This window comes from Azospirillum largimobile (assembly GCF_977007025.2).
Genome location: NZ_CDRMUA020000001.1, coordinates 2,195,834 through 2,214,978 on the forward strand (window position 1 = coordinate 2,195,834; position 19,145 = coordinate 2,214,978).

General features: G+C 70.8%; 18 protein-coding genes. 7 read left to right on the forward strand and 11 right to left on the reverse strand.

What is annotated here, in order from left to right:
• Positions 1 to 75: 75 nt before the first annotated feature.
• On the reverse strand, positions 76 to 3,264 hold the full coding sequence (locus tag ACWPKK_RS10325) for a PAS domain-containing protein (protein ID WP_452003471.1): 3,189 nt from the start codon (positions 3,262 to 3,264) through the stop codon (positions 76 to 78).
• A gap of 339 nt (positions 3,265 to 3,603) precedes the next feature.
• On the opposite strand from ACWPKK_RS10325, the gene ACWPKK_RS10330 reads away from it, so the two are divergent.
• Both ACWPKK_RS10330 and ACWPKK_RS10335 read left to right on the forward strand, forming a co-directional pair.
• Complete coding sequence (locus ACWPKK_RS10330) at positions 3,604 to 4,623, forward strand: amidoligase family protein (RefSeq protein ID WP_452003474.1); 1,020 nt, start codon at positions 3,604 to 3,606, stop codon at positions 4,621 to 4,623.
• 14 nt (positions 4,624 to 4,637) lie between these two features.
• Positions 4,638 to 5,414, forward strand: a complete 777-nt coding sequence (locus ACWPKK_RS10335; protein ID WP_452003477.1) for a gamma-glutamyl-gamma-aminobutyrate hydrolase family protein — start codon at positions 4,638 to 4,640, stop codon at positions 5,412 to 5,414.
• Between the two features lie 153 nt (positions 5,415 to 5,567).
• Here the strand turns inward: ACWPKK_RS10335 and ACWPKK_RS10340 are convergent, their stop codons facing one another.
• The gene (locus tag ACWPKK_RS10340; protein WP_310111920.1) at positions 5,568 to 5,963 is read right to left on the reverse strand and encodes a hypothetical protein; all 396 of its coding nucleotides are present in this window, start codon (positions 5,961 to 5,963) and stop codon (positions 5,568 to 5,570) included.
• 359 nt (positions 5,964 to 6,322) lie between these two features.
• Between ACWPKK_RS10340 and ACWPKK_RS10345 the strand changes: the two genes are divergently transcribed.
• Positions 6,323 to 7,933, forward strand: coding sequence for a phospholipase D-like domain-containing protein (locus tag ACWPKK_RS10345; protein WP_452003481.1), 1,611 nt, complete (start codon positions 6,323 to 6,325; stop codon positions 7,931 to 7,933).
• Positions 7,934 to 8,036: 103 nt separating this feature from the next.
• Here the strand turns inward: ACWPKK_RS10345 and ACWPKK_RS10350 are convergent, their stop codons facing one another.
• From ACWPKK_RS10350 to ACWPKK_RS10360, 3 genes are all read right to left on the reverse strand, one after another.
• A complete protein-coding gene (locus ACWPKK_RS10350; RefSeq protein WP_452003484.1) occupies positions 8,037 to 8,807 on the reverse strand; it encodes an OmpA family protein in 771 nt (256 codons plus the stop codon).
• The gene (locus ACWPKK_RS10355; RefSeq protein WP_452003487.1) at positions 8,804 to 9,370 is read right to left on the reverse strand and encodes a DUF4398 domain-containing protein; all 567 of its coding nucleotides are present in this window, start codon (positions 9,368 to 9,370) and stop codon (positions 8,804 to 8,806) included. The genes ACWPKK_RS10350 and ACWPKK_RS10355 overlap by 4 nt, the downstream gene beginning before the upstream one ends.
• Positions 9,371 to 9,507: 137 nt before the next feature.
• Positions 9,508 to 10,146: a DedA family protein gene (locus ACWPKK_RS10360; protein WP_452003490.1), complete on the reverse strand. Its 639-nt coding sequence runs from the start codon at positions 10,144 to 10,146 to the stop codon at positions 9,508 to 9,510.
• Positions 10,147 to 10,322: 176 nt separating this feature from the next.
• On the opposite strand from ACWPKK_RS10360, the gene ACWPKK_RS10365 reads away from it, so the two are divergent.
• From ACWPKK_RS10365 to ACWPKK_RS10375, 3 genes are all read left to right on the forward strand, one after another.
• Positions 10,323 to 10,994 carry an NnrU family protein gene (locus tag ACWPKK_RS10365; RefSeq protein WP_452003492.1) on the forward strand — a complete coding sequence of 224 codons (672 nt, stop codon included), beginning with the start codon at positions 10,323 to 10,325 and terminating at the stop codon, positions 10,992 to 10,994.
• A gap of 80 nt (positions 10,995 to 11,074) precedes the next feature.
• Complete coding sequence (locus ACWPKK_RS10370) at positions 11,075 to 11,509, forward strand: CBS domain-containing protein (protein WP_452003495.1); 435 nt, start codon at positions 11,075 to 11,077, stop codon at positions 11,507 to 11,509.
• A 35-nt stretch (positions 11,510 to 11,544) separates the two neighbouring features.
• On the forward strand, positions 11,545 to 11,811 hold the full coding sequence (locus tag ACWPKK_RS10375) for a DUF2934 domain-containing protein (RefSeq protein ID WP_324869383.1): 267 nt from the start codon (positions 11,545 to 11,547) through the stop codon (positions 11,809 to 11,811).
• Between the two features lie 18 nt (positions 11,812 to 11,829).
• Here the strand turns inward: ACWPKK_RS10375 and ACWPKK_RS10380 are convergent, their stop codons facing one another.
• The 3 genes from ACWPKK_RS10380 to ACWPKK_RS10390 form a co-directional block, all read right to left on the reverse strand.
• The gene (locus tag ACWPKK_RS10380; RefSeq protein ID WP_452003498.1) at positions 11,830 to 12,672 is read right to left on the reverse strand and encodes a cold shock domain-containing protein; all 843 of its coding nucleotides are present in this window, start codon (positions 12,670 to 12,672) and stop codon (positions 11,830 to 11,832) included.
• A 174-nt stretch (positions 12,673 to 12,846) separates the two neighbouring features.
• Positions 12,847 to 13,044, reverse strand: a complete 198-nt coding sequence (locus ACWPKK_RS10385; RefSeq protein ID WP_149222359.1) for a hypothetical protein — start codon at positions 13,042 to 13,044, stop codon at positions 12,847 to 12,849.
• A 69-nt stretch (positions 13,045 to 13,113) separates the two neighbouring features.
• Entirely contained in the window at positions 13,114 to 13,701 is a 588-nt protein-coding gene (locus tag ACWPKK_RS10390; protein WP_452003502.1) for a hypothetical protein, read from the reverse strand.
• 230 nt (positions 13,702 to 13,931) lie between these two features.
• On the opposite strand from ACWPKK_RS10390, the gene ACWPKK_RS10395 reads away from it, so the two are divergent.
• Complete coding sequence (locus tag ACWPKK_RS10395; RefSeq protein ID WP_452003505.1) at positions 13,932 to 14,846, forward strand: EamA family transporter; 915 nt, start codon at positions 13,932 to 13,934, stop codon at positions 14,844 to 14,846.
• Between the two features lie 23 nt (positions 14,847 to 14,869).
• Here the strand turns inward: ACWPKK_RS10395 and ACWPKK_RS10400 are convergent, their stop codons facing one another.
• From ACWPKK_RS10400 to ACWPKK_RS10410, 3 genes are all read right to left on the reverse strand, one after another.
• Positions 14,870 to 17,452, reverse strand: coding sequence for an ATP-binding protein (locus ACWPKK_RS10400; protein ID WP_452003508.1), 2,583 nt, complete (start codon positions 17,450 to 17,452; stop codon positions 14,870 to 14,872).
• A 150-nt stretch (positions 17,453 to 17,602) separates the two neighbouring features.
• The gene (maiA, locus tag ACWPKK_RS10405) at positions 17,603 to 18,253 is read right to left on the reverse strand and encodes a maleylacetoacetate isomerase (protein ID WP_452003511.1); all 651 of its coding nucleotides are present in this window, start codon (positions 18,251 to 18,253) and stop codon (positions 17,603 to 17,605) included.
• A 181-nt stretch (positions 18,254 to 18,434) separates the two neighbouring features.
• Positions 18,435 to 19,139, reverse strand: coding sequence for an ABC transporter ATP-binding protein (locus ACWPKK_RS10410; protein ID WP_310111890.1), 705 nt, complete (start codon positions 19,137 to 19,139; stop codon positions 18,435 to 18,437).
• Between the last annotated feature and the right edge of the window lie 6 nt (positions 19,140 to 19,145).

The window sequence follows — 19,145 nt, forward strand, 5'->3', positions numbered from 1 at the left end:
GCTGAGTAAGAAAAGGGCCGCTTCCCGGTGGGGAGCGGCCCTTTTTCTTGGTGTCCTGTTTTGGCCCGCGTGCCCTCACGCAGCCCCGGCGCTCGCCATCATGCGGCGGAGGTCGTTGGGGAAGACCGGCTTGTGCAGCAGGCGGAAGCCGCGGCGTTCGGCCTCTTCCTGGCGTTCGGAACTGGTGTCGCCGGTCAGGATGATGCCGGGAACGGTCCGGCCCAGCATGGCCTGCACCGCGACAACCGCCTCCGGGCCGGTGCGGCCCTGCTGGAGCTGGTAGTCGGCCAGCACGATCTGCGGGCAGCGTCCGTCGGCGCGCAGCCGCTCCAGCGCCTGATCGCCCGACTTGGCTGTCAGCACGTCATACCCCCACCCTTCCAAGATCGCCTTCAGGCCGAGCAGGATGATCGCCTCGTCGTCGATCACCAGCACCATGCCCTTGGCATCCGCTCCCTGGCCCGGTGTGGCCGCCGTCGCTCGCTGAGCAGCGGGCGCTGCGGGTGATTGGATCGACGAAGAGGCCACGGCAGGCGCGGCGACCGCCGTCTTGACCGCAACGTCGCCTCCACCGCCATTCGTCGCCCCCCTGCCCTTGCCGCCACCGAACGCGCTGGCGATGGCGCTGATCGCCTGTCCGCGGTCATTGGCGGCGGCATTGGCCGCATCGTTGGCGGCGGCGGAGCGGCGGGCCAGCGTCGCCGCGGCGGCGGCCGTGCCGCTGGCGGGACGGGCATTGCCCAGGATCACCCGCGGCAGCTCCACCGCGAAGACCGAGCCCTTGCCCTCCCACGACCGCACCGTCACCGGATGACCGAGCAGCCGCGACAGCCGCTTGACGATGGCCAGCCCCAGGCCCAGGCCGCGCTCGCTGCGCTCGCCCAGCTGGGTGAACTCCTCGAAGATGTCCTCCAGCCGGTCGGCGGGGATGCCGGCGCCGGTGTCCCAGACCTCCACCCGCATGCCCGACGGCGTGCGGCGGCAGCCCAGCAGCACCTTGCCGCCGGTGGTGTAGCGCAGGGCGTTTTCCACCAGATTGCGCAGGATACGCTCCAGATGGGCCGGGTCGGTGCGCACCCAGGCACGGGTCGGCACGGCGCGCAGTTCCAGCCCCTTCTGGGCGGCGCGCGGGCCATATTCGGCGACCAGCCGGCCGAGCAGTTGGTTCAGCCGCACCTCGACCGGAGTGGCGACGATCTTGCCGGACTCCAGCCGCGACATGTCGAGCAGGCCGTCCAGCAGGCTCTTCAGCGTGTCCAGCCCCTGGCGGATGTTGTCCAGGATCGGCAGCGCCGGGTGCCCCTGCAGCCGGTCGCTCAGCGCCGCGGTGAAGAGATAGAGCGACTGGACCGGCTGGCGCAGGTCGTGGCTGGCGGCGGCCAGGAACTTCGATTTGCCTTCGTTGGCCTGGTCGGCCTCCTCCCGCGCACGGTGCAGCTCGGCCTCGGCCTTCTTGCGGTCGGTGACCTCGACGGCGGCGCAGGTGACGCCCTCCACCCGGCCGGAGGGATCGCGCAGCGGATCGACGGTCAGGTCGAAGAAGCGCTCCTCGCCCTTGCAGCGGATGCGAACCTCCTCCCGCGCGCCGACGCCGCTTTCCATCACGCGGCGCTTCAGCGCCATCAGGTTGTCGGCTTCCTCGCCATGGTCGAACAGGTCGGCGTCGGTACGGCCATTGAGCGTCTCCGGCGAGAAGCCCAGCAATTCGGAATGGGACCAGGTGTAGCGCAGCTCGCGGTCCTGGTTGAACACCGCCACGCCCGAATTGCGCAGCCCGGTGCGCACGCGCTCCTCGGCGACGCGCAGGGCCTCCTCGGTGCGCTTGCGCTCGGTGATGTCGATGCCCGACGCGATCAGGTGGGTGACATGGCCGTCGGCATCGACCATCGGGGTCAGGTTGACGTCGACGGTCATCTCGCGCCCGTCGCCCAGCCGCAGCCCGGAGTCGAAGCGGGAGGAGCGGCCATGCGCGCCCAGCGCCAGCGCCTGGCGCAGCCGTTCACGCCCGGCGTCGTCGAAGGACAGCCAGCAGATCTCGTCGAAGGGGCGGCCGACGATGCGGGCGGCGGGCAGTCCGGCGGCATCGGCGGCGGCACGGTTGACCTGGGCCACCGCCCCGTCCGGCGTCAGCACGCCGACATAGGCCGGCAGCGCGTCCAGAACCGCGCGGATGTGGCCTTCCGACTGGCGCAGCGCCGCTTCGCGCGCTTCCAGCCGGTCGGCCATCATGTCGAAGGCATGGCCGAGCTGGCCGATCTCCGACGAGCGGTCGGACAGCTTGACGCGGGTGGCGGTCTTGCCCTCGCTCCAGTCGCGGGCGGCGCAGACCAGCGCGTCGACCGGGCGGCGGATGAACACGGTGCCGCCGATCCAGGCGGCGGCGGCGGCGACCAGGAAGCCCGACAGGGTCATCAGCAGCCCGTCGCGGGTGGCGCGGTCCACCGCCCCCATCGCGGCGCCGCGGTCGACGCCGACGCTGATGAACAGGTCGCGGATTCCGGCGGTGGGCGGGGAGAAGGCCAGGATGCGGGAGACGCCGTCCAGTCCAGGCAGCATCGTCACACCCATGTCGGTCGCCGACAGCAGCGGCAGGTAATTGTCGGGCAGCCGCTCGCCGACGCGGCCCTGGGTACCCGGCAGCTTGACCAGGATGGTGCCGGACCGGTCGGCGACGGTCAGGGCCGTGTTCTCCGGCATCGGGCGGGTGGCGAAGATGGAGGTCAGCCGCGGCACGTCGAGAGACAGGGCGATCACGCCGGCCCGCTTGCCCTCGGCATCGGTGTAGGGAACCGCGACCGGAAGCTCGCCGCCGGCGACGCCGGAATGGGTGATCGTCCATTCGCCGACCACGAAACGCCCCTGGGCCATCGCGCGGCGGAAATGCGGCTGGGAGGTCAGGGAGGAGCCGATGCGCGCCGGGTCGGCGCTGCACCTGATGCGCCCGCCGGCATCGGTGACCGACAGGGTGCGATAGTCGGCGGAACGGGCGGACAGCCGCTCCAGATAGGCTTGGCAGCCGGCGACCTCGCCCCCGCTCCCGTCTCCGCGCAGGAAGGGGGCCTCCGTCACCGCGGTGACCATCAGGCGGGCGCTGTCCAAGATGCGGACATGTTCGCTTTCCACCTGGCGCAGCAGCCGTTCGGCCTGGAGAGTGACCTCCGCCTCGCGCTCCGCCCGCTGTTCGAGCACGCTGTAGATCTGGATGCCGATCGCCGGCAGAACCGCGAGCAGGACCAGGATGAAGAGGCGTGCCAGAAGGGTCATGGCGTAGACGAGGCTCCCACCGCGAAACCGACCGGATGGCGCATCGGGCGCGCCACCGTGCCGCTTGCCTATCGCTAACGCACTTATGGTTAAGCGCCGGTTAATTTAGAAAACAGTTGGGTAGAATAGGCGGAAAGCTCCCCACCAATCGAAAGAATCGCCCTCAAGAATGCCGGTTGGTTAGCCGAATTTGTATAAAAATTCAAAACATACCCCCAACGAGTGTTTACGGCCGAAAGAGGTATGACGTCCCCAGCACCTGAACCTCCCATCCAAGGCCGGATTTGGATTTCCGACAGCGCGGGAACAGCGCCGGCAATGGGGTGTTGATGGCTTGCAATGACCAATCCCTTCTTCCTCCCCCCGCTCCGCACCACCCCCCAGGGCACGCCGCGCCGCGTCGGGGTGGAACTTGAATTCGCCGACCTGGACGCGCCGTCGGCCGCGTCCTGCGTGCGCGAGCTGTTCGGGGGGACGGTCACCGTCGAAAACCCGCACCGATGTCTGGTGAGCGGCACCAGCCTGGGCGACTTCACGGTGGAACTGGACATGCGCTCCGCCCACCCCGGCAAGGGAGGGGCCGCGGTGCTGGACCCCTTGCGTCCGCTCTGGGGCAACATCGGCAGTTTGGTGATGCCGTTCGAGATCGCCGCCCCGCCGGTGACGGTGGAGCGGATGCCGGACCTGGAGAGGCTGGTCGCCTGCCTGCGCGACCGTGGTGCCGCCGGGACGGAGGCAAGCCCGCTGTTCGCCTTCGGCCTGCATTTCAATCCGGAGGTGGCGCGGACGGACGGCGACTATGTGCTGGACCACCTGAAGGCCTTCCTGATCCTGGCGCCCTGGCTGCGGCGAGAGATCCGCGTCGATCCGACCCGCCGCCTGTCCGGCTTCATCGCCGCATTCCCCGCCCCTTATGCCGCCAAGCTCGCCGATCCGGCCTATCGCCCCGACCTGGGCGTGCTGATCGACGATTATCTGGCCGACAATCCCACCCGCAATCGCGAGTTGGACCTGTTCCCTCTGTTCGCCCATCTCGACCCCGATCGCTTGGCGAAAGCGATGGAAGACCCGCATGTCCGCCCGCGCCCGACCTTCCACTACCGGCTGCCTAACGCGCGGTTGAGCGATCCGAACTGGTCGCTCGCCGCCGACTGGAACCGTTGGGTGGCGGTGGAACGGCTGGCGGCGGACCGCGCCTTGCTGGACGCACTGGGTGCCGAGTACCGGCAGATGGCCGACACGCAGGCGCTCGATCGCTGGGCCGAGCGGATCGACGGCTTCATGGCCGCGAATCCCGTCATCCATGGCCCTCCCGGTGAGGACGATGCCGCGGACGGCACTCTGCGGCAGGCCGGCTGAAAAGGGAGCGTGCCATGGCAGCCGTCATCGGAAGATCCCGGCCGCTGGTCGGCATCACCGCCTCCGTCCATGGCAGCCGCATCGCCGCCATGGCCAATCGCCTTGCCCTGTGGCGGGCCGGTGCCGCGTCGGTCCGCATCACGGCCGAGGCGCCCTTCCCCATCGACCGGCTGGACGCGCTGGTGGTCGGCGGCGGCGACGACATCGACGCGGCGCTCTACGGCGAATCCGCCCGGCCGCACATCCGCATCGATCCCGAACGCGACCGGCTGGAAATGCGGGCGCTGGACTGCGCCGCCCAACTCGGCTTGCCGGTTCTGGGCATCTGCCGCGGGTCGCAGATGATCAACGTCCACCGCGGCGGCTCGCTGCACGTCGATATCCACGAGGTGTACGAGGAAGCGCCGCACATGCGCACCGTGCTGCCGCGCAAGCGCATCCGCATCGAGCCGGACAGCCGGCTCTACCGCATCCTCGGCATCGCCGAATGCCGGGTGAATGCCCTGCACCACCAGTCGGTGGACCGTGTCGGCGACGGCCTGCGCGTCGTCGCCCGCGAGCGCGCCGGCGTCGTCCAGGGCATCGAGGCGCCCGACGAGCCATTCATGATCGGCGTGCAGTGGCACCCGGAATATCTGGTGACGGACAACCGCCAGCAGGGCCTGTTCCGCCGTCTGGTCGCCACCGCCATGGGCACCGTCCCGCTGGACGACATCGCCGGAACCGCCCCGGCCGACCTTGACCGGACCGAGGCCTCATCCACCCGCCAGTCGGTGCGGGCGCAGGGCTGAGACGTTTCGGATCGCGGCAGCCGCCGCGTCTTTCCTCCGCCTCGCGCGGACCGTCGCGCCATACACGTGAAAACGTCCCATTCCAAAACGACACGGGCGCCGCCGGAGGGATGGCTCCGGGGCGCCCGCGGTGTGAGGACCGCTAAGCGGACGTTACTGGCTGCCGCCCTGGTCCGGGCCGCAGTTCGGGGTGCCCGGCGGGCAGTGGGTGCCCGTGGCGGTCTGGTTGTCGCGCGGGATGTTGCTGCCGGTGTTGTTGCCCATGCCCGACGGCGCGGTGGTCACGCCCGGCGTGGACGAACCGGACATGCTGCCGCTGGAAGTGCCGGTCGAACCCGAGGTGCCCGGAGCATTCAGCGGGCCGCTGCCCGACGAGCCGGCCGACGGCGAGGTGGTGGCGCCCGGCGTGGTGCGGACCACACCGTCCGGACCGGTGTAGCTGGTGGCGCTGTCGGCCGAACCCTGCGGAACTTGCGGGGCCGTCTGGGCCAGGGCCGGGGTAGCCATCAGGAGAACCGCCGAAACGGCGCCGATCATCAGGTTACGCATCCTCGAACTCCTTCATGGTGGCAACGCCTCGCATTCGGGCGTCTTTCGGATCGGGGCCGATGACGGACCTTGCATCGCGTGCCGCGTCGGCGTCGCGCTTGCAGGCCGGGCCATCGCCTCTTTCACCGGGTTCAACAGGGCAATCCGGCCATGGTTTCGGTCGGTGAATGCGCTTTTTTCAAGAATCCGCGGCAAAAGCGTGCCTGCGGGACCTCCTTCGGCGTGATCCCGACGGACCGGCCCTGCGGCGGGAACAACCGGCCCGCGCCGGGGTTCAAGCCGCGAGGCGGACAGTGTGCCGGACAGCCGACCGGACGGTATCCATGCGTTTCCGCCGCGCCCGGAGTCGAATTTTCCCGATGAAGCTCAATCCTTCCGCCCCGCCGATCCATTCCCCGCAACCCGCAGCCGGGCCGGTGCTGCGCCCAGGCGTCACCTGCTGGCGGACGGAGCGGGCCGGGCGGGTGGCGGTCCTGGTCGATGGCGCCGATTATTTCGTCGCCGCCCGCGCCGCGATGGAAAAGGCGCAGCATTCGATCCTGCTGGTCGGCTGGGACGTCGATCCGCGCATGCGGCTCGATCCCCACAGCCCGGAAACGCTCGGCCGCTTCCTGGCCCGGCTGATGCGGTCGCGCCCCGGCCTGCATGTGCGGGCGCTGAAATGGGACATGCCCTTCCCCATCGCGCTGGACCACCCGCACGAACCGCTGGAGCGCTGGAACCGCAACACCGGCCGCCGGCTGAACGCCCGGCTGGACGGGGAACTGCCGGTCGGTGCCGCCCAGCACCAGAAGATTTTGGTGATCGACGACGCGCTCGCCTTCTGCGGCGGCATCGACTTCTCCTTCGACCGCTGGGACACGTCGGAGCATCGCGACGACGACCCGCGCCGGCGCTGCCCGAACGGCGAACCCTACGGCCCCCGCCACGACGTGATGATGATGGTGGACGGCGACGCCGCCCGGGCGCTGGCGGAACTGGCGCGGGAGCGCTGGCGCTGCGCCACCGGCGAGGCGCTGGACCCCTGCCCGCCGCCAAGTCCTGCTGCCTTGGCCCACGATCCCTGGCCCGACTGCCCGTTGCGCGACTGCTCCCACCCGGTTCTGACCGACGCCGTGGTCGGTGTGTCGCGCACCGTGCCGGCGACGGACGACAGCCCGGCGATCCGTGAAAGCGAGGCGCTGACCTTCGCCGCCATCGCCGTGGCGGAGCGGACCATCTATCTGGAAAACCAGTATTTCGCCTCCGCCCGCGTCGCCAGTGCGCTGGCCCGACGGCTGGCCGAGCCCGACGGGCCGGAGGTGGTGGTGGTGGTGTCGATGGAAAGCCCGAGCTGGTTCGACCGCATGGCGATGGACACGCCCCGGTCGGTCGCCCTGCGCTGCCTGCGCGAGGCCGACCGCTTCGGCCGCCTGCGCGCCATGACCCCGGTGACCGAACAGGGCGCGCCGGTGATCGTCCATTCCAAGGTGGTGGCGGTGGACGGCCGGCTGCTGCGCATCGGCTCCTCCAACCTGAACAACCGCTCGATGGGCTACGACACCGAATGCGACCTGACCATCGAGGCGCCGGAGGAGGACGGTCCCGAGCGCGACCGGGCGGCGGACGCCATCACCGGCGTGCGCAACCGCCTGCTGGCCGAGCATATGGGCATCGACCAGGACCGGCTGGAGGCCGAACTGCGGGAGACCGGAAGCCTGATCGCTGCCATCGACCGCCTGTGCCGGCAGTCCGGCCGCCGTCTGGTGGACCTTCCCGCCACCGATCCCAGCCTGACCGAACAGGCCTTCGCCGCCCTGCGCATCGCCGATCCCGACGATCCCGACGAGGCGTGGGCTCCGTGGAAGCGTCTGCCCGCGCCGCCGCGCTCGGCCTTGCGCGTGGCCGCGGCGGCGCTGCTGACCGTGGGTCTTGCGGCGGGCGCCTGGGGTGTGGTGCGGGCGGTGCGGAAGGAGGAGCGCGGGCGGTAGGGCCTTTCGTCCTCAAGCCAAGGCCCCCTCTCCGCTGTATGCGGGAGAGGGGGGCTTTTCCAGGCGGTGGAGAAGGGGGCGCGAGCCCCCTTTAGCGTGTCTTTTAGCGTGTCTGCGCCACCGTGCCGTCGTCGGAGATGATGATCTCGACGCGACGGTTCTGCTGGCGGCCGGCATCGTTGCTGTTGGAGGCGACGGGCTGCGCCTCGCCCATGCCCTGGGTGACGATGCGCGACGGCGAGACGCCGCGGGCGGACAGGGCATCGCGGACGGCCTGGGCGCGGGCTTCCGACAGGCGCAGGTTGGTGGTGTCGCTGCCGGTGTTGTCGGTGTGGCCCTCGATCCGCACGGTGCGGGCCGGATGCGCCTGCAGGAACTGGGCGAGCCGGTCCATGCGCTCATAGGCGCCGGGGGTCAGTTCCGCCCGGCCGGTGGAGAACAGGATGTCGCCGAGCGTCATCACGAGGCCGCGCTCGGTCCGCTGGGCCTGGAGGTCGCGCAGTTGCTGCTCCAGCTCGGTGTTGCGGGCCTGGAGGCGGTAGGTGTCCGCGTTGGCGACCACGGTCTGGGCGCCCTTCACCCCGGCCGTCTCCTGCGCGATCTGCACGCGGCGGCTGACGATGTAGGCCTGATGATCGACCTCGGAGGCGTCGGCGCCCTGGTCGCGCAGCGCCTCGGCCCGGCGCAGGGCCTGCTCGGCGTCGCGCAACTGAAGGGGAGCGTTGCCGGCGATCTGCGGGTTGGCGGCGGCGAGGCTGTAGTCCTGGCGCGCCTGGGTCAGGGCGGCGCTGTCGGTCGGCTGGGTGGCGCAGCCGGCAAGGCCGAGCCCGAGGCCGGCCAGCACCAGCAAGCTGCGGGGGGCGAAGGCGTTCATTGCCGCACCTCCGGATAGCTGTAGCCCCAGCTGTTGCCGGTGCTGGTCCCGAGAGAACCGGCGGGGGCCGGCGGAACGGCGGACGGTGCGGGGTAGCTGGAGCCGCTTGCGCCGGAGCCCGTTGCCGGCAGCGTGCCGAGCGTCGAACCGCTGTAGACCGGTGCGGCGCCCGGCACGGCATTGGGCGCCATCGCCGACTGCGGCGTGGTCGGGGTGGCGGACTGGCGGACCGCGGTGGCGGCCTGCTGGGTCACGGCGCGCTGCGAGGTCACCGTCGCCAGTTCGGCATCGACGCGGGCCTCCTCGGCGAGGCGGCGGGCGCGGGTGCGCTCGTCGGCGCGCATCGCCTTGTCGGCGGCGGCCAGCTTGTCGCGGGCGCTCTGCAGGGCGACCGGGGCATATTGCAGGGCGTTGGCGCGCTCCGCCTCCTGCACCGCCTGGGAGGCGGCACCGAGCTGCGCGGTGGGCGGCGGCACGTCGGAGGCGCAGGCGGCCATGCCGAGCGCCGCCGACAGGACGGCGGCGGCACGCCACCGGTTCGTCGTTGCGGAATTGCGGGTCATCGCATTGGGTCCTTTCGGAAACGGCTCATGCCGAAAATCCTGGCCGACGCTACTGGCCGTAAGGCCATGTCCGTTCGGGTGGTTCGTGCCTCCAACGCGCAAGCCTGCACGAAGGTTCCACGGCGTTTCACGGCGGATCAGCCTCCGCTGCGCGATACCCCGCTCCGGGCCGCGCGGCGGCTGTCGCGGCGGTGGCGGACCAGTCGCAGCACATAGGCGCCGATCAGGGCGACGAACAGCAGCAGTGTCCCCGGCACCATCAGGTCGGCGATCCAGGGGAACCCCACCCGCACCAGATAGCCCGTGCTGGCCAGCACCAGCGACCACAGCGTCGCTCCCGCCGCGGCATAGAGCAGGAACACCCCCATCGGCAGCCCGCAGGCCCCGGCGGGGACGGAGATCAGCGTGCGCAGGCCCGGCAACGGCTGGCACAGCAGGACGGCGAGGCCGCCGCGCCTGGCGAACCATCCGGTGGCGCGATGGACCTGCTCCGGCTTCACGGTCAGCCAATGGCCATGGCGGCCGAGGAAGGCCTCGAACCGCTCGCGCCCCATCCAGTGGGCCGGCGCATACCAGACCAGTTCCCCCACCGCGGAGCCGAGCCCGGCGGCCAGCGCCACCAGCAGCAGGTTGAACTCCCCCGTCGCCGCCCCCATTCCGGCCAGCGGGATCACCGTCTCCGCCGGGATCGGCGGCAGCGCGCGGGCCAGGATCAGCATCAGGAAGATGCCGAGATAGCCGAACTGCTGCACGATCTGGATGATCCACTCGGTCATTTGCTCGATCGGGTTGGCGGTGAAATGGGGAGTATCGATACTGTGAACCGCGCGACCGGCGCGGGCGTTCCCCGACTGCGCACGCGAACTCCTCTTGACCCGCCCCCCTCTTGACCCGCCCCCTCTTGACCCGAGTCAAGGCGCGGGCCGTTCGTCCACGGTTTAGTGTCTCCATCATGACCGCATCCCTCGCCCTCGCCGCCGCCCTGCTGTTCCTCAGCCATGCCCTGCCGTCCTGGCCGGGGGTGCGGCCCGCCCTGATCGCCCGGCTCGGCCGCGGCGGCTTCGTGACGATCCATTCCGTCGGCTCGCTGCTGACCCTGACCCTGTTCGTGCTGGCCTACCGTGCCGCCGATGGCGGGGAGGTGGTGTTCACGCCCTTCGACTGGGCGGCGCCGCTGGTGGCGGTGGTGATGCCGGTGGTCTTCCTGCTGCTGGTCGCCCGCGTCACCACCCGCTTCGGCAGCCAGAGCGCGCCTAACCCGCCGCGCGGCATCTACCGCCTGACCCGCGCGCCGGGCAGCCTGGCGCTGCTGCTGTGGGCGCTGGCGCATCTGAACGCCACCGGCGACGGGCGCCGCGTGCTTTTGTTCGGCACCATGGCGGCCATCGCCCTGTTCGCGCTGGTCAAGAACGAGATCGTCCTGGGCCGCAGCCCGGCCGGCCGCGCCTTCCGGGCGGAGACCTCGCTTCTGCCGCTGGCCGGCCCGCAAGGGGTAAGAGGCGCGCTGGCGGGGCTGGCGGAAATGGGGCCGGCGCGTTTGGCGGGAGGGCTGGCCGCTTATGGGGGCATGCTGTTGCTGCATCCCTGGCTCTTCGGGGTGGAACCCCTCTACTGGATAGGTTGAGCGCGACGGTGGACTGGCGCATCTGTTGAGACGGGACTGGAGTACCGCGCCTCACCGCCACTGTGCCAGGAAGCCCCCGCATGAAAATCCGCGAGATCATGACCCGCGACGTGCAGACGGTACGGCCCGACGACAGCATCCGCCGGGCCGCGCAATTGATGGACGAGTTGAACGTCGGCATCCTGCCCGTCTGCGAAGGGCGGGATCTGGTCGGCGTGGTGACCGACCGCGACATCACCGTCCGCGCCATCTCGGCCGGAAAGCAGCCCGACCGCTGCAAGGTGGCGGAGGTGATGACCACGAACCCCCGCTATTGCTACGAGGACGACCCGGTCGGCAGCGTCACCGAACTGATGGCCGGCCAGCAGATCCGGCGCGTGCCGGTGGTCGACCGCAACGACCGGCTGACGGGCATCGTCTCGCTGGGCGATCTGGCAACCGAAGCCAAGAACGACCGCGCCGTGCAGGGCGCGCTGGAGCGGATCTCCTCCCCCTCCCAGCCGGACCGCAGCTGACCGGCACGCAACCATTCGAATTGGAACCGACCATCATGGAACACACACTGGGTCCGGACGACCCGCGGGTCCGCGAACGCGCCTATCGGCTTTGGGAACAGGAAGGGCGGCCCGAACACCGCCATCTCGACCACTGGGCGCAGGCCGCGCGCGAGATCGAGGAGGAGGACCGCCGCAACTCGGGCGGTCCCCGCGTCAACAGCCCGGACGCCGGGCTTGCCGTCCCCGACGACCCCGCCGCCCGCAATCAGCGGGAAGCGGCGGAGCATCTGGGGCAGTCCACGCTGCCGTCCGACCAGTAGGCCGGGCGGCGGAAGCGGTCACTCGACCTTGAGGCTGACCGCCTCCATGCCCTTTTCGGTCTGGCGGACGGTCATGCGCACGCGCTGTCCGTCATCCAGGCCGCGCAGGCCGGCACTCTCCAGCGCACGGGCCGGGATGAACACGTCGCGCCCGCCGCCGTCGGGCTGTGCGAAGCCATAGCCCTTGCCGCCGTTGAACCACTTCACGGTGGCGCCCATCTCGCTGGTCGGGCCGCTGTCCTGCTGCGGGCGACGCGGACCGCGATCCTGGAAACCACCACGGTCCTGGCCGCGATCCTGGCCACGGTCCTGGAAGCCGCGGCCCGGGCCACGATCCTGGAAACCACCGCGATCCTGGCCGCGATCCTGAAATCCACGGCCCGGGCCACGATCCTGGAAGCCGCCGCGGTCGCCGCCCCGGTCACCGAAGTTGCGCTCACGCGGACCACCGACATCGCGGCGCGCGCCGAACCCGCGATCGCCACCCTGATCACCAAAGCCGCGGTCACCGCCCCGATCCCCGCCCCGATCCCCGAAGCTGCGCTCGCCGAAGCCGCGGTCGCGACCCTGCGGACGGGCCGGGGCGGCGGCGGTGGAGAGGTCGACGGAATGCAGGACGCTGACCTGCTGGCCCTTGCGGTCCTCGACGATGTCGACGACGACGGTGGCGCCGTCCGGCAGGGTGGTGTGGCCGGCGGGCACGACGAGCGAGGCCGGCAGCAAGGCGTCCTTGCCGCTGTCCCCGACCTTGACGAAGCCGTAGCCGCGTTCGGGGTTAAACCATTTCACGGTGGCCGTCACCTGGGTGGCGACGACGTTGGGCTGACGATAGACGTGGCTGCGGGGCGGCTGATTGTACATGGGAAACCCGAACTCCGGCAAACAGAAGCGGCGCCCGCACCGGTCCCGACATGGACCGGCGGACGCCAACCCCTGACACATCGCCCGTCCCGGCGGCTTTGGCAAGTCGGGACCACTCCGAATACGCCGGACAGGCTGTAAAATCTCACGCCCGGGCCATCGACCCATCGGCCGTCAGCCCATCAGGCGATCCATCAGACGGTCGGGCACCGGCGGCGGTTCGCGCGGCGGAACCGGGATGGGGGCCGGCGGCTCCCCCAGCGGCGGGCGGGACGGATCGCCCGGCACCGGCAACGGTTCGTCGGGACCGACCGGGGGAATGGACGGCTCGCGCGGCGGAGACGGCGGAAAAGGACCAAGGCTGAAATTCATGCTCTGTGTCCTGCATCGGTGGAAGGGCATCGGTGGAAGGGCTGCGGTGATCGGAATGGACGCGGCGGGTCAGCCGCCCTGGCCGCCGGGCGCCGTCTGCGACAGGCGGCGGGCGTCGTTCAGGCTTTCCATGCAGCGGGCCTCGTCGCCGTCGCGGGCGGCGCTGCGGGCCGCCGTGACCAGGGCCTCCAGCTGCGCGTTGCGCGCCGCCTGCCCCATCAGCCCGTTGGCCCCGCCGGAACCGCCGGGTCCGCTGTCCGGCATGGCGCGGGAGTTGGCCTGCGGAGCGACGGAGGGGGCGGTCGGCATGTTGCTGCCGGTCGCCGGGGGTTCGATCACCGACCGGTCGCCGACGGCGGGCGGCGCCACCATGCCGCCGGACTGGGCCAGTTCCTCGCTGCTGGTGCCCGATCCGGAACCGGAGCCCTGCTCGTCGCGCGGGGTCGAGCCGGACAGGCCGGGTGCAGCGCCGTCGGGGACGGCGACCGGCGGCGGTTCGGTCGACAGGCCGCGGTTGGCGGCGAACTGCTCCACCATCGCGGCACATCCGGTTTGCGCCCCTGTCTGTGCGGCAGCCGGCTGGACGGCCAGAAGCCCGGCCGCCACCGCAAGCGCGAGGGGGGCGATGGGGCCAAGCCTCGTGAAATCTGTCCGCATCGGTCGCATCCTCCTGGGTTGGCTGTGCCACGGACGGCGTATGTCAACCGATTCAACGGCGGCCGGCAGGGCCGGGTTCCGATGGCGGGTTCCGATGGCGAGTTCGATGGCCGCTTCCGATGGCCGGGCGGAAGATAGGCCCGGCCATGCAGCTTGCTCATTTCGCGGGCAGTCGCCGGCTGCTGTAGAGTGCTGGTCCACGATCTCAACCAACGGTTCATAATTTCATCATGATCGCCAATATGGCTGCGCTCGGCGCGGCGCTGTGCTGGGCCGCGGGCGGCCTGATCGCCATCGGGCCGGTGCGGGTGCTCGGCTCCATCGCGTTCAACCGCGTGCGCCTGACCATCGTCGCCGCAGTCCTGCTCGTCGCCACCACGCTGCTGGGCGGCTGGGAGACGTTGGACACCGGAGCGGTCCTGACCCTGGCCCTGTCGGGAGCCGCCGGCATCGTGATGGGCGACATGGCGCTGTTCTGGTCGCTCAGCAGGCTGGGGCCGCGGCGCAACGTGGTGATCTACGCCGCCAACGCGCCGCTGACGGCCCTGCTCGGCTACACCCTGCTGGGCGAGGCGCTGGGGCCGTGGACGACGCTGGGGATCGTGCTGGTGACGCTGGGGGTGATGCTGGCGGTGGCCCTGCGCTCCGGCTCCACCCACAATTGGGAAGCGGTGCAGGGCAGCCTGCTGGCCGGCGTCGGCGTCTGTCTGGTGGCGGCGGTGGCGCAGGCGGTGGGGTCGGTGATCGCCAAGCCGGTGATGGCGGCCGGCGCCGATCCGGTCGCCTCGGCCACCGTCCGGGTGACGACGGCGGCGCTGATGTTCACCGCCATCGGCGCCCTGTCGGCGCTGCGGGGCGGCGATGCGGCGGCGGCCGGCGGCGGCCTGTTCCTGCCGCGCGGCCTGACGCCGAAGCTTGCCCTTCAGGTCGCCGGCAACGGGTTGCTGGGCGTCGGTCTGGGGATGACGCTTCTGCTGGTCGGGCTGGCACACGGCAATGCCGGCGTGGTCGCCACCCTGTCGGCCCTGAGCCCGGTGCTGATCCTGCCGATGATGTGGCTGATGACCGGCCAGCGCCCGTCGCTGGGCGCCTGGGCCGGCGCCGCGGTCGCCGTGGCCGGCGTCGCCCTGATCGTCAACCGCTGACCCTCAACCGCTAGAAACGAGCGTCAGCGCGCCTGCTCCACCGCGACGCCCAGGGTGGGCAGCGCCGCCTGCAGCGCGGCGGAGGCGCGGTTGACGGCGTCGCGCAGCTGCGCCTTCAGCGCCGGCACGTCGGGGCGATCCTGTTCGCAGGCATGCTGCAGCTTGCGGGCCAGCTGCGACAGCTCCAGCAGGCCGACATTGCCGGCCAGCGACACCATGGCATGGGCGTCGGCGGCGGCGTCCTTCATGGTCTCCGCCTCGCTGATGCGGTCGGCGCGCAGGGCCAGTTCCGCCAGCGTGCCGGTAACGAAGCGGGGAAGCACGTCGCCGCCCAGCGTATCCGCCAGCGTGTCCAGCGTAGCGCGGTTCAGCACGGGCGCGCCGCCGGACACCGGAGCGACCCCGGCCAGCACGGCCGCCTCCTCCGCGTCGCCGCCGGACTGGGCAGCATCCGCCGCAGCTTTCGCGTCTGCATCCGCCTTGGCCTCCAGCCAGCGGTCGACCGCCGACAGCAGGGTGTCGCGCTCGATCGGTTTGGTCACATGGTCGTTCATGCCGACATCCAGGCAAAGCTGCAGCTGATCGGTCAGCGCGTTGGCGGTCAGCGCGATGATGGGCACGGCGCCCCGCCGTCCGCCAAGCTGACGGATCGCCGCGGTCGCCTGCAAGCCGTCCATCCGGGGCATCTGCATGTCCATCAGGACAAGGTCGAACTCGCCGCCGCGCACCGCCTCCACCGCCAGCACGCCGTCCTCCGCCACCTCGACCGTGTGGCCGGCCTTGCAGAGGATGGAGGAGGTGACGATCTGGTTCATCGGCACGTCTTCGGCCAGCAGGATGCGGGCGCTGCGCCCGGCGGCACCCTCGGCCCGCCGTTCCGCCACGAGGCCGGGAGCCTCCGCCACCGGAAGCGGCAGCTCGAACCAGAAGGTGCTGCCGACGCCCGGGCTGCTCTGCACGCCGATCCGCCCGCCCATCAGCTCCGACAGCTGCTTGGAGATGATCAGCCCCAGCCCGGTGCCGCCGAAGCGCCGCGTGGTGGAGCGGTCGCCCTGGCTGAAGCGCTGGAACAGGTTCGCCTGATCGGCAGCCGGTATGCCGGGGCCGGTGTCGCTGACGGAGAAGCGAACCAGGGCCGGCGCGCCTTCGCCACGACCGTCCTCCTCCCCCGACAACAGCCCGACGGAGACCAGCACCGATCCGCGTTCGGTGAACTTCACGGCATTGCCGACCAGATTCAGCAGGATCTGGCGGATGCGCGCCTCGTCGCCGCGGACGAAGCGCGGCACCGTGCCGCCCAGCGACAGCTGAAGCAGCAACCCCTTCTGCGAGGCGGCGTTGCTCATCAGGTCGCGGCAGTCGCGCAGCAGCCGGTGCAGGTCGAAGGCGCGCTCCTCCAGCTCCAGCTTGCCGGCCTCGATCTTCGAATAGTCCAGGATGTCGCCGATGATCGCCAGCAGCCCCCGCCCGGCTTCACGCTGGAGCGAGACATACTGGCGCTGTTCCGGCGTCAGGTCGGTGCCCAGCAGCAGGTCGGCGAACCCGATGACGCCGTTCAGCGGCGTGCGGATCTCGTGGCTCATGGAGGCCAGGAATTCCGACTTCACGCGGTTGGCCGCCTCGGCCTCGGCGCGGGCGGCGGACAGTTCCTCCTCATAACGCTTGCGCTCGGTCACGTCGCGGACGACGCCGACCACGACGAACACGCCGTCGGCCCCCACCGTCGGGCGCATGCTCGATTCGACCCACAGATAATGGCCGTCGCGGTGGCGCAGCCGGTGGGTGAAGGTAACGGGCGGCGACCCCGGCTGCATGCCGGCGAAGGCCATCGCCGCACTTTCCAGATCGTCGGGGTGCAGCAGGGTGGCGGGCGCGCGGCCGACGAGCTCCGCCGGATCATGGCCCAGGATGTCGCGCACCGACGGCGACAGGTAGCGCACTGATCCGTCCGCCTTCATCTCCAGGATCATGTCGGTGGCATTGTCGGCCAGCAGGCGGTAACGCGCCTCGCTTTCGCCCAGCCGCTGCTCGGAACCGTGATGGCGCTGCTCGCGCAGCAGCAGGACGCCGAGGAACAGGGTGCCGAGCGGCACGATCGCCAGCATGGGCGCCGCCGTCCGCCCCGCCACCTGCAGCGCCAGTTCCAGGTTGGGAAGCAATGCCAGCGTGGACAGCGACGCCAGCGTCAAAAGCAGGCCGAACAGCAGGAGCGGCAGCACCCCCAGCCCGACGCGGCGCCGCTTCACCCAGGCGGCGAAGCCGACGCCGACCAGGAAGGACAACCCGGCATTGGCGACCCCGGCCTCCATTCCCACGCCGCCCAGCGAGAAGCGGTAGCCGGCCACGCTCGCCGCCGCCATCGCCGCGGAGACCGGCCCGCCGAACAGGGCGGCCAGCCCGATCAGGGGTGCCCGCGCGTCGATGAAGATGCCCGGTCCGACATGGATCGGGTGGACCATGGAGAACAGGGCGGTCAGCGCCATCACCGCGCCGAAGACGACCTGACGGGTGAGCTGGTTCCAGCCGCCTGACCGGCGGATCAGGAAGGTATAGGCGAGAACGACGAAGGCGCTTGCCGCGATGTTCTCGGCAAGATCGTAGGCCATCGAAGAAAAGTTGCCCAACATCGCCCGGCCATCGTCCCCGCACAATTCCCGGCTACCTCTATACCACGGAAGAGTGTCGCGAAACCGCTAACACCGATGGGCGGGATGTGACCTGGACGGGACAAAAGCCGGGCGTCTGGCGATTCCGCCTCACGCCTCCGCGTCGGGCTGGCGGTCGGGAGCGGCGGCGGCGAAGGCCGGCAGGGCCCGGCAGGCTTCGTCGATGCGCAGCAGGGTCGGATAGCCGTCCAACGGGCAGGCCAGCCGGCGGGCGTTCGCCAGTTGCGGCACCAGCAGGATGTCGGCCAGCCCCGGCGCGTCGCCATGGCAGAAGCGGCCGGTGCGCGGATCGTCGGCCAGCTGCGCCTCCAGCGCGGTCAGCCCGACGGCGATCCAGTGGCGGTACCAGTCGTCGACCTCCTCCTGGCTGTGGCCCATCGCCTTCAGCCGGCCCAGAACCCGCAGATTGTTCAATGGGTGGATGTCGCAGGCCACCGCCAGCGCCAGCGCCCGCACCCGCGCGCGGCCCAGCGCATCGGCCGGCAGCAGCGGTGGGGCGGGATGGGTCTCGTCCAGATACTCGATGATGGCGAGCGACTGGGTCAGCACATGGTGCCCGTCCGGCCCATCGACCTCCAGCGCCGGCACCAGATGCTCCGGGTTGAGGTCGGCGAAGGGCGGCTTGGCCTGCTCGCCCCGGCGCAGATGGACGAAGGCCTGCTCCGGCGCCAGCCCCTTCAGGTTCAGGGCGATGCGCACGCGGTAGGCGGCGGAGGAGCGGAAGTAGGTGTGGAGTTTCACGAGGGTGTGTCCTGTGAAGTGTCGCGGCGGGTGCCCCCTCCCCATCCCTCCCCCACCTTCGGTGGGAGAGGGGGCAGGATGCTTGGCGGGAGCTAAAGCAAAGGTCCGGCGGCAGTCCCCTCTCCCGCGAAGCGGGGGAGGGTTAGGGAGGGGGCATTCGAAGCCAATACTCTACCAACCCTCACAGCCCCAGATAAGCCTGCCGCACCCGCTCGTTGCTCAGCAGTGCCGCACCGCTGTCGCTCAGCACGATCTCGCCGGTCTCGATCACATAACCGCGGTCGGCGATGGCCAGCGCCGCATGGGCGTTCTGCTCCACCAGCAGGATGGTGGTTCCCTCGCGCTTCAGCCGCTGCACGGCGTCGAAGATCTCCGCGACCAGCAGCGGCGCCAGCCCCATGCTGGGCTCGTCGAGCAGGAGCAGGCGGGGCTTCGCCATCAGCGCGCGGGCCAGCGCCACGATCTGCTGCTGGCCGCCCGACAGGGTACCGGCGGGCTGGTCGCGCTTGACCTTCAGCACCGGGAACATTTCGTACAGCCGGTCGATGTCGTCGTCGGGCTTGCCGCTGCCGCGGCGGAAGGCGCCGAGGCGCAGGTTGTCCTCCACACTCTGCGGGCCGAACAGCTGCCGGCCTTCCGGCACCTGCACCACCCCTTCGGCGACGCGGCGCGACGCCTTCATCCGGGTGATGTCGCAGCCGTCGAAGGTGATGCGCCCGCTGCTGGCGGGGTGGACGCCGGACAGGGTGCGCAGCAGCGTCGTCTTGCCGGCGCCGTTGGCGCCGACCAGCGCCACCAGTTCCCCTTCCCGCACGGACAGGCTGGCCGATTTCAGCGCGTGGATGCGGCCGTAATGGCTGTTGAGGCCCTCGATCTCCAGAAGCATTCGGGC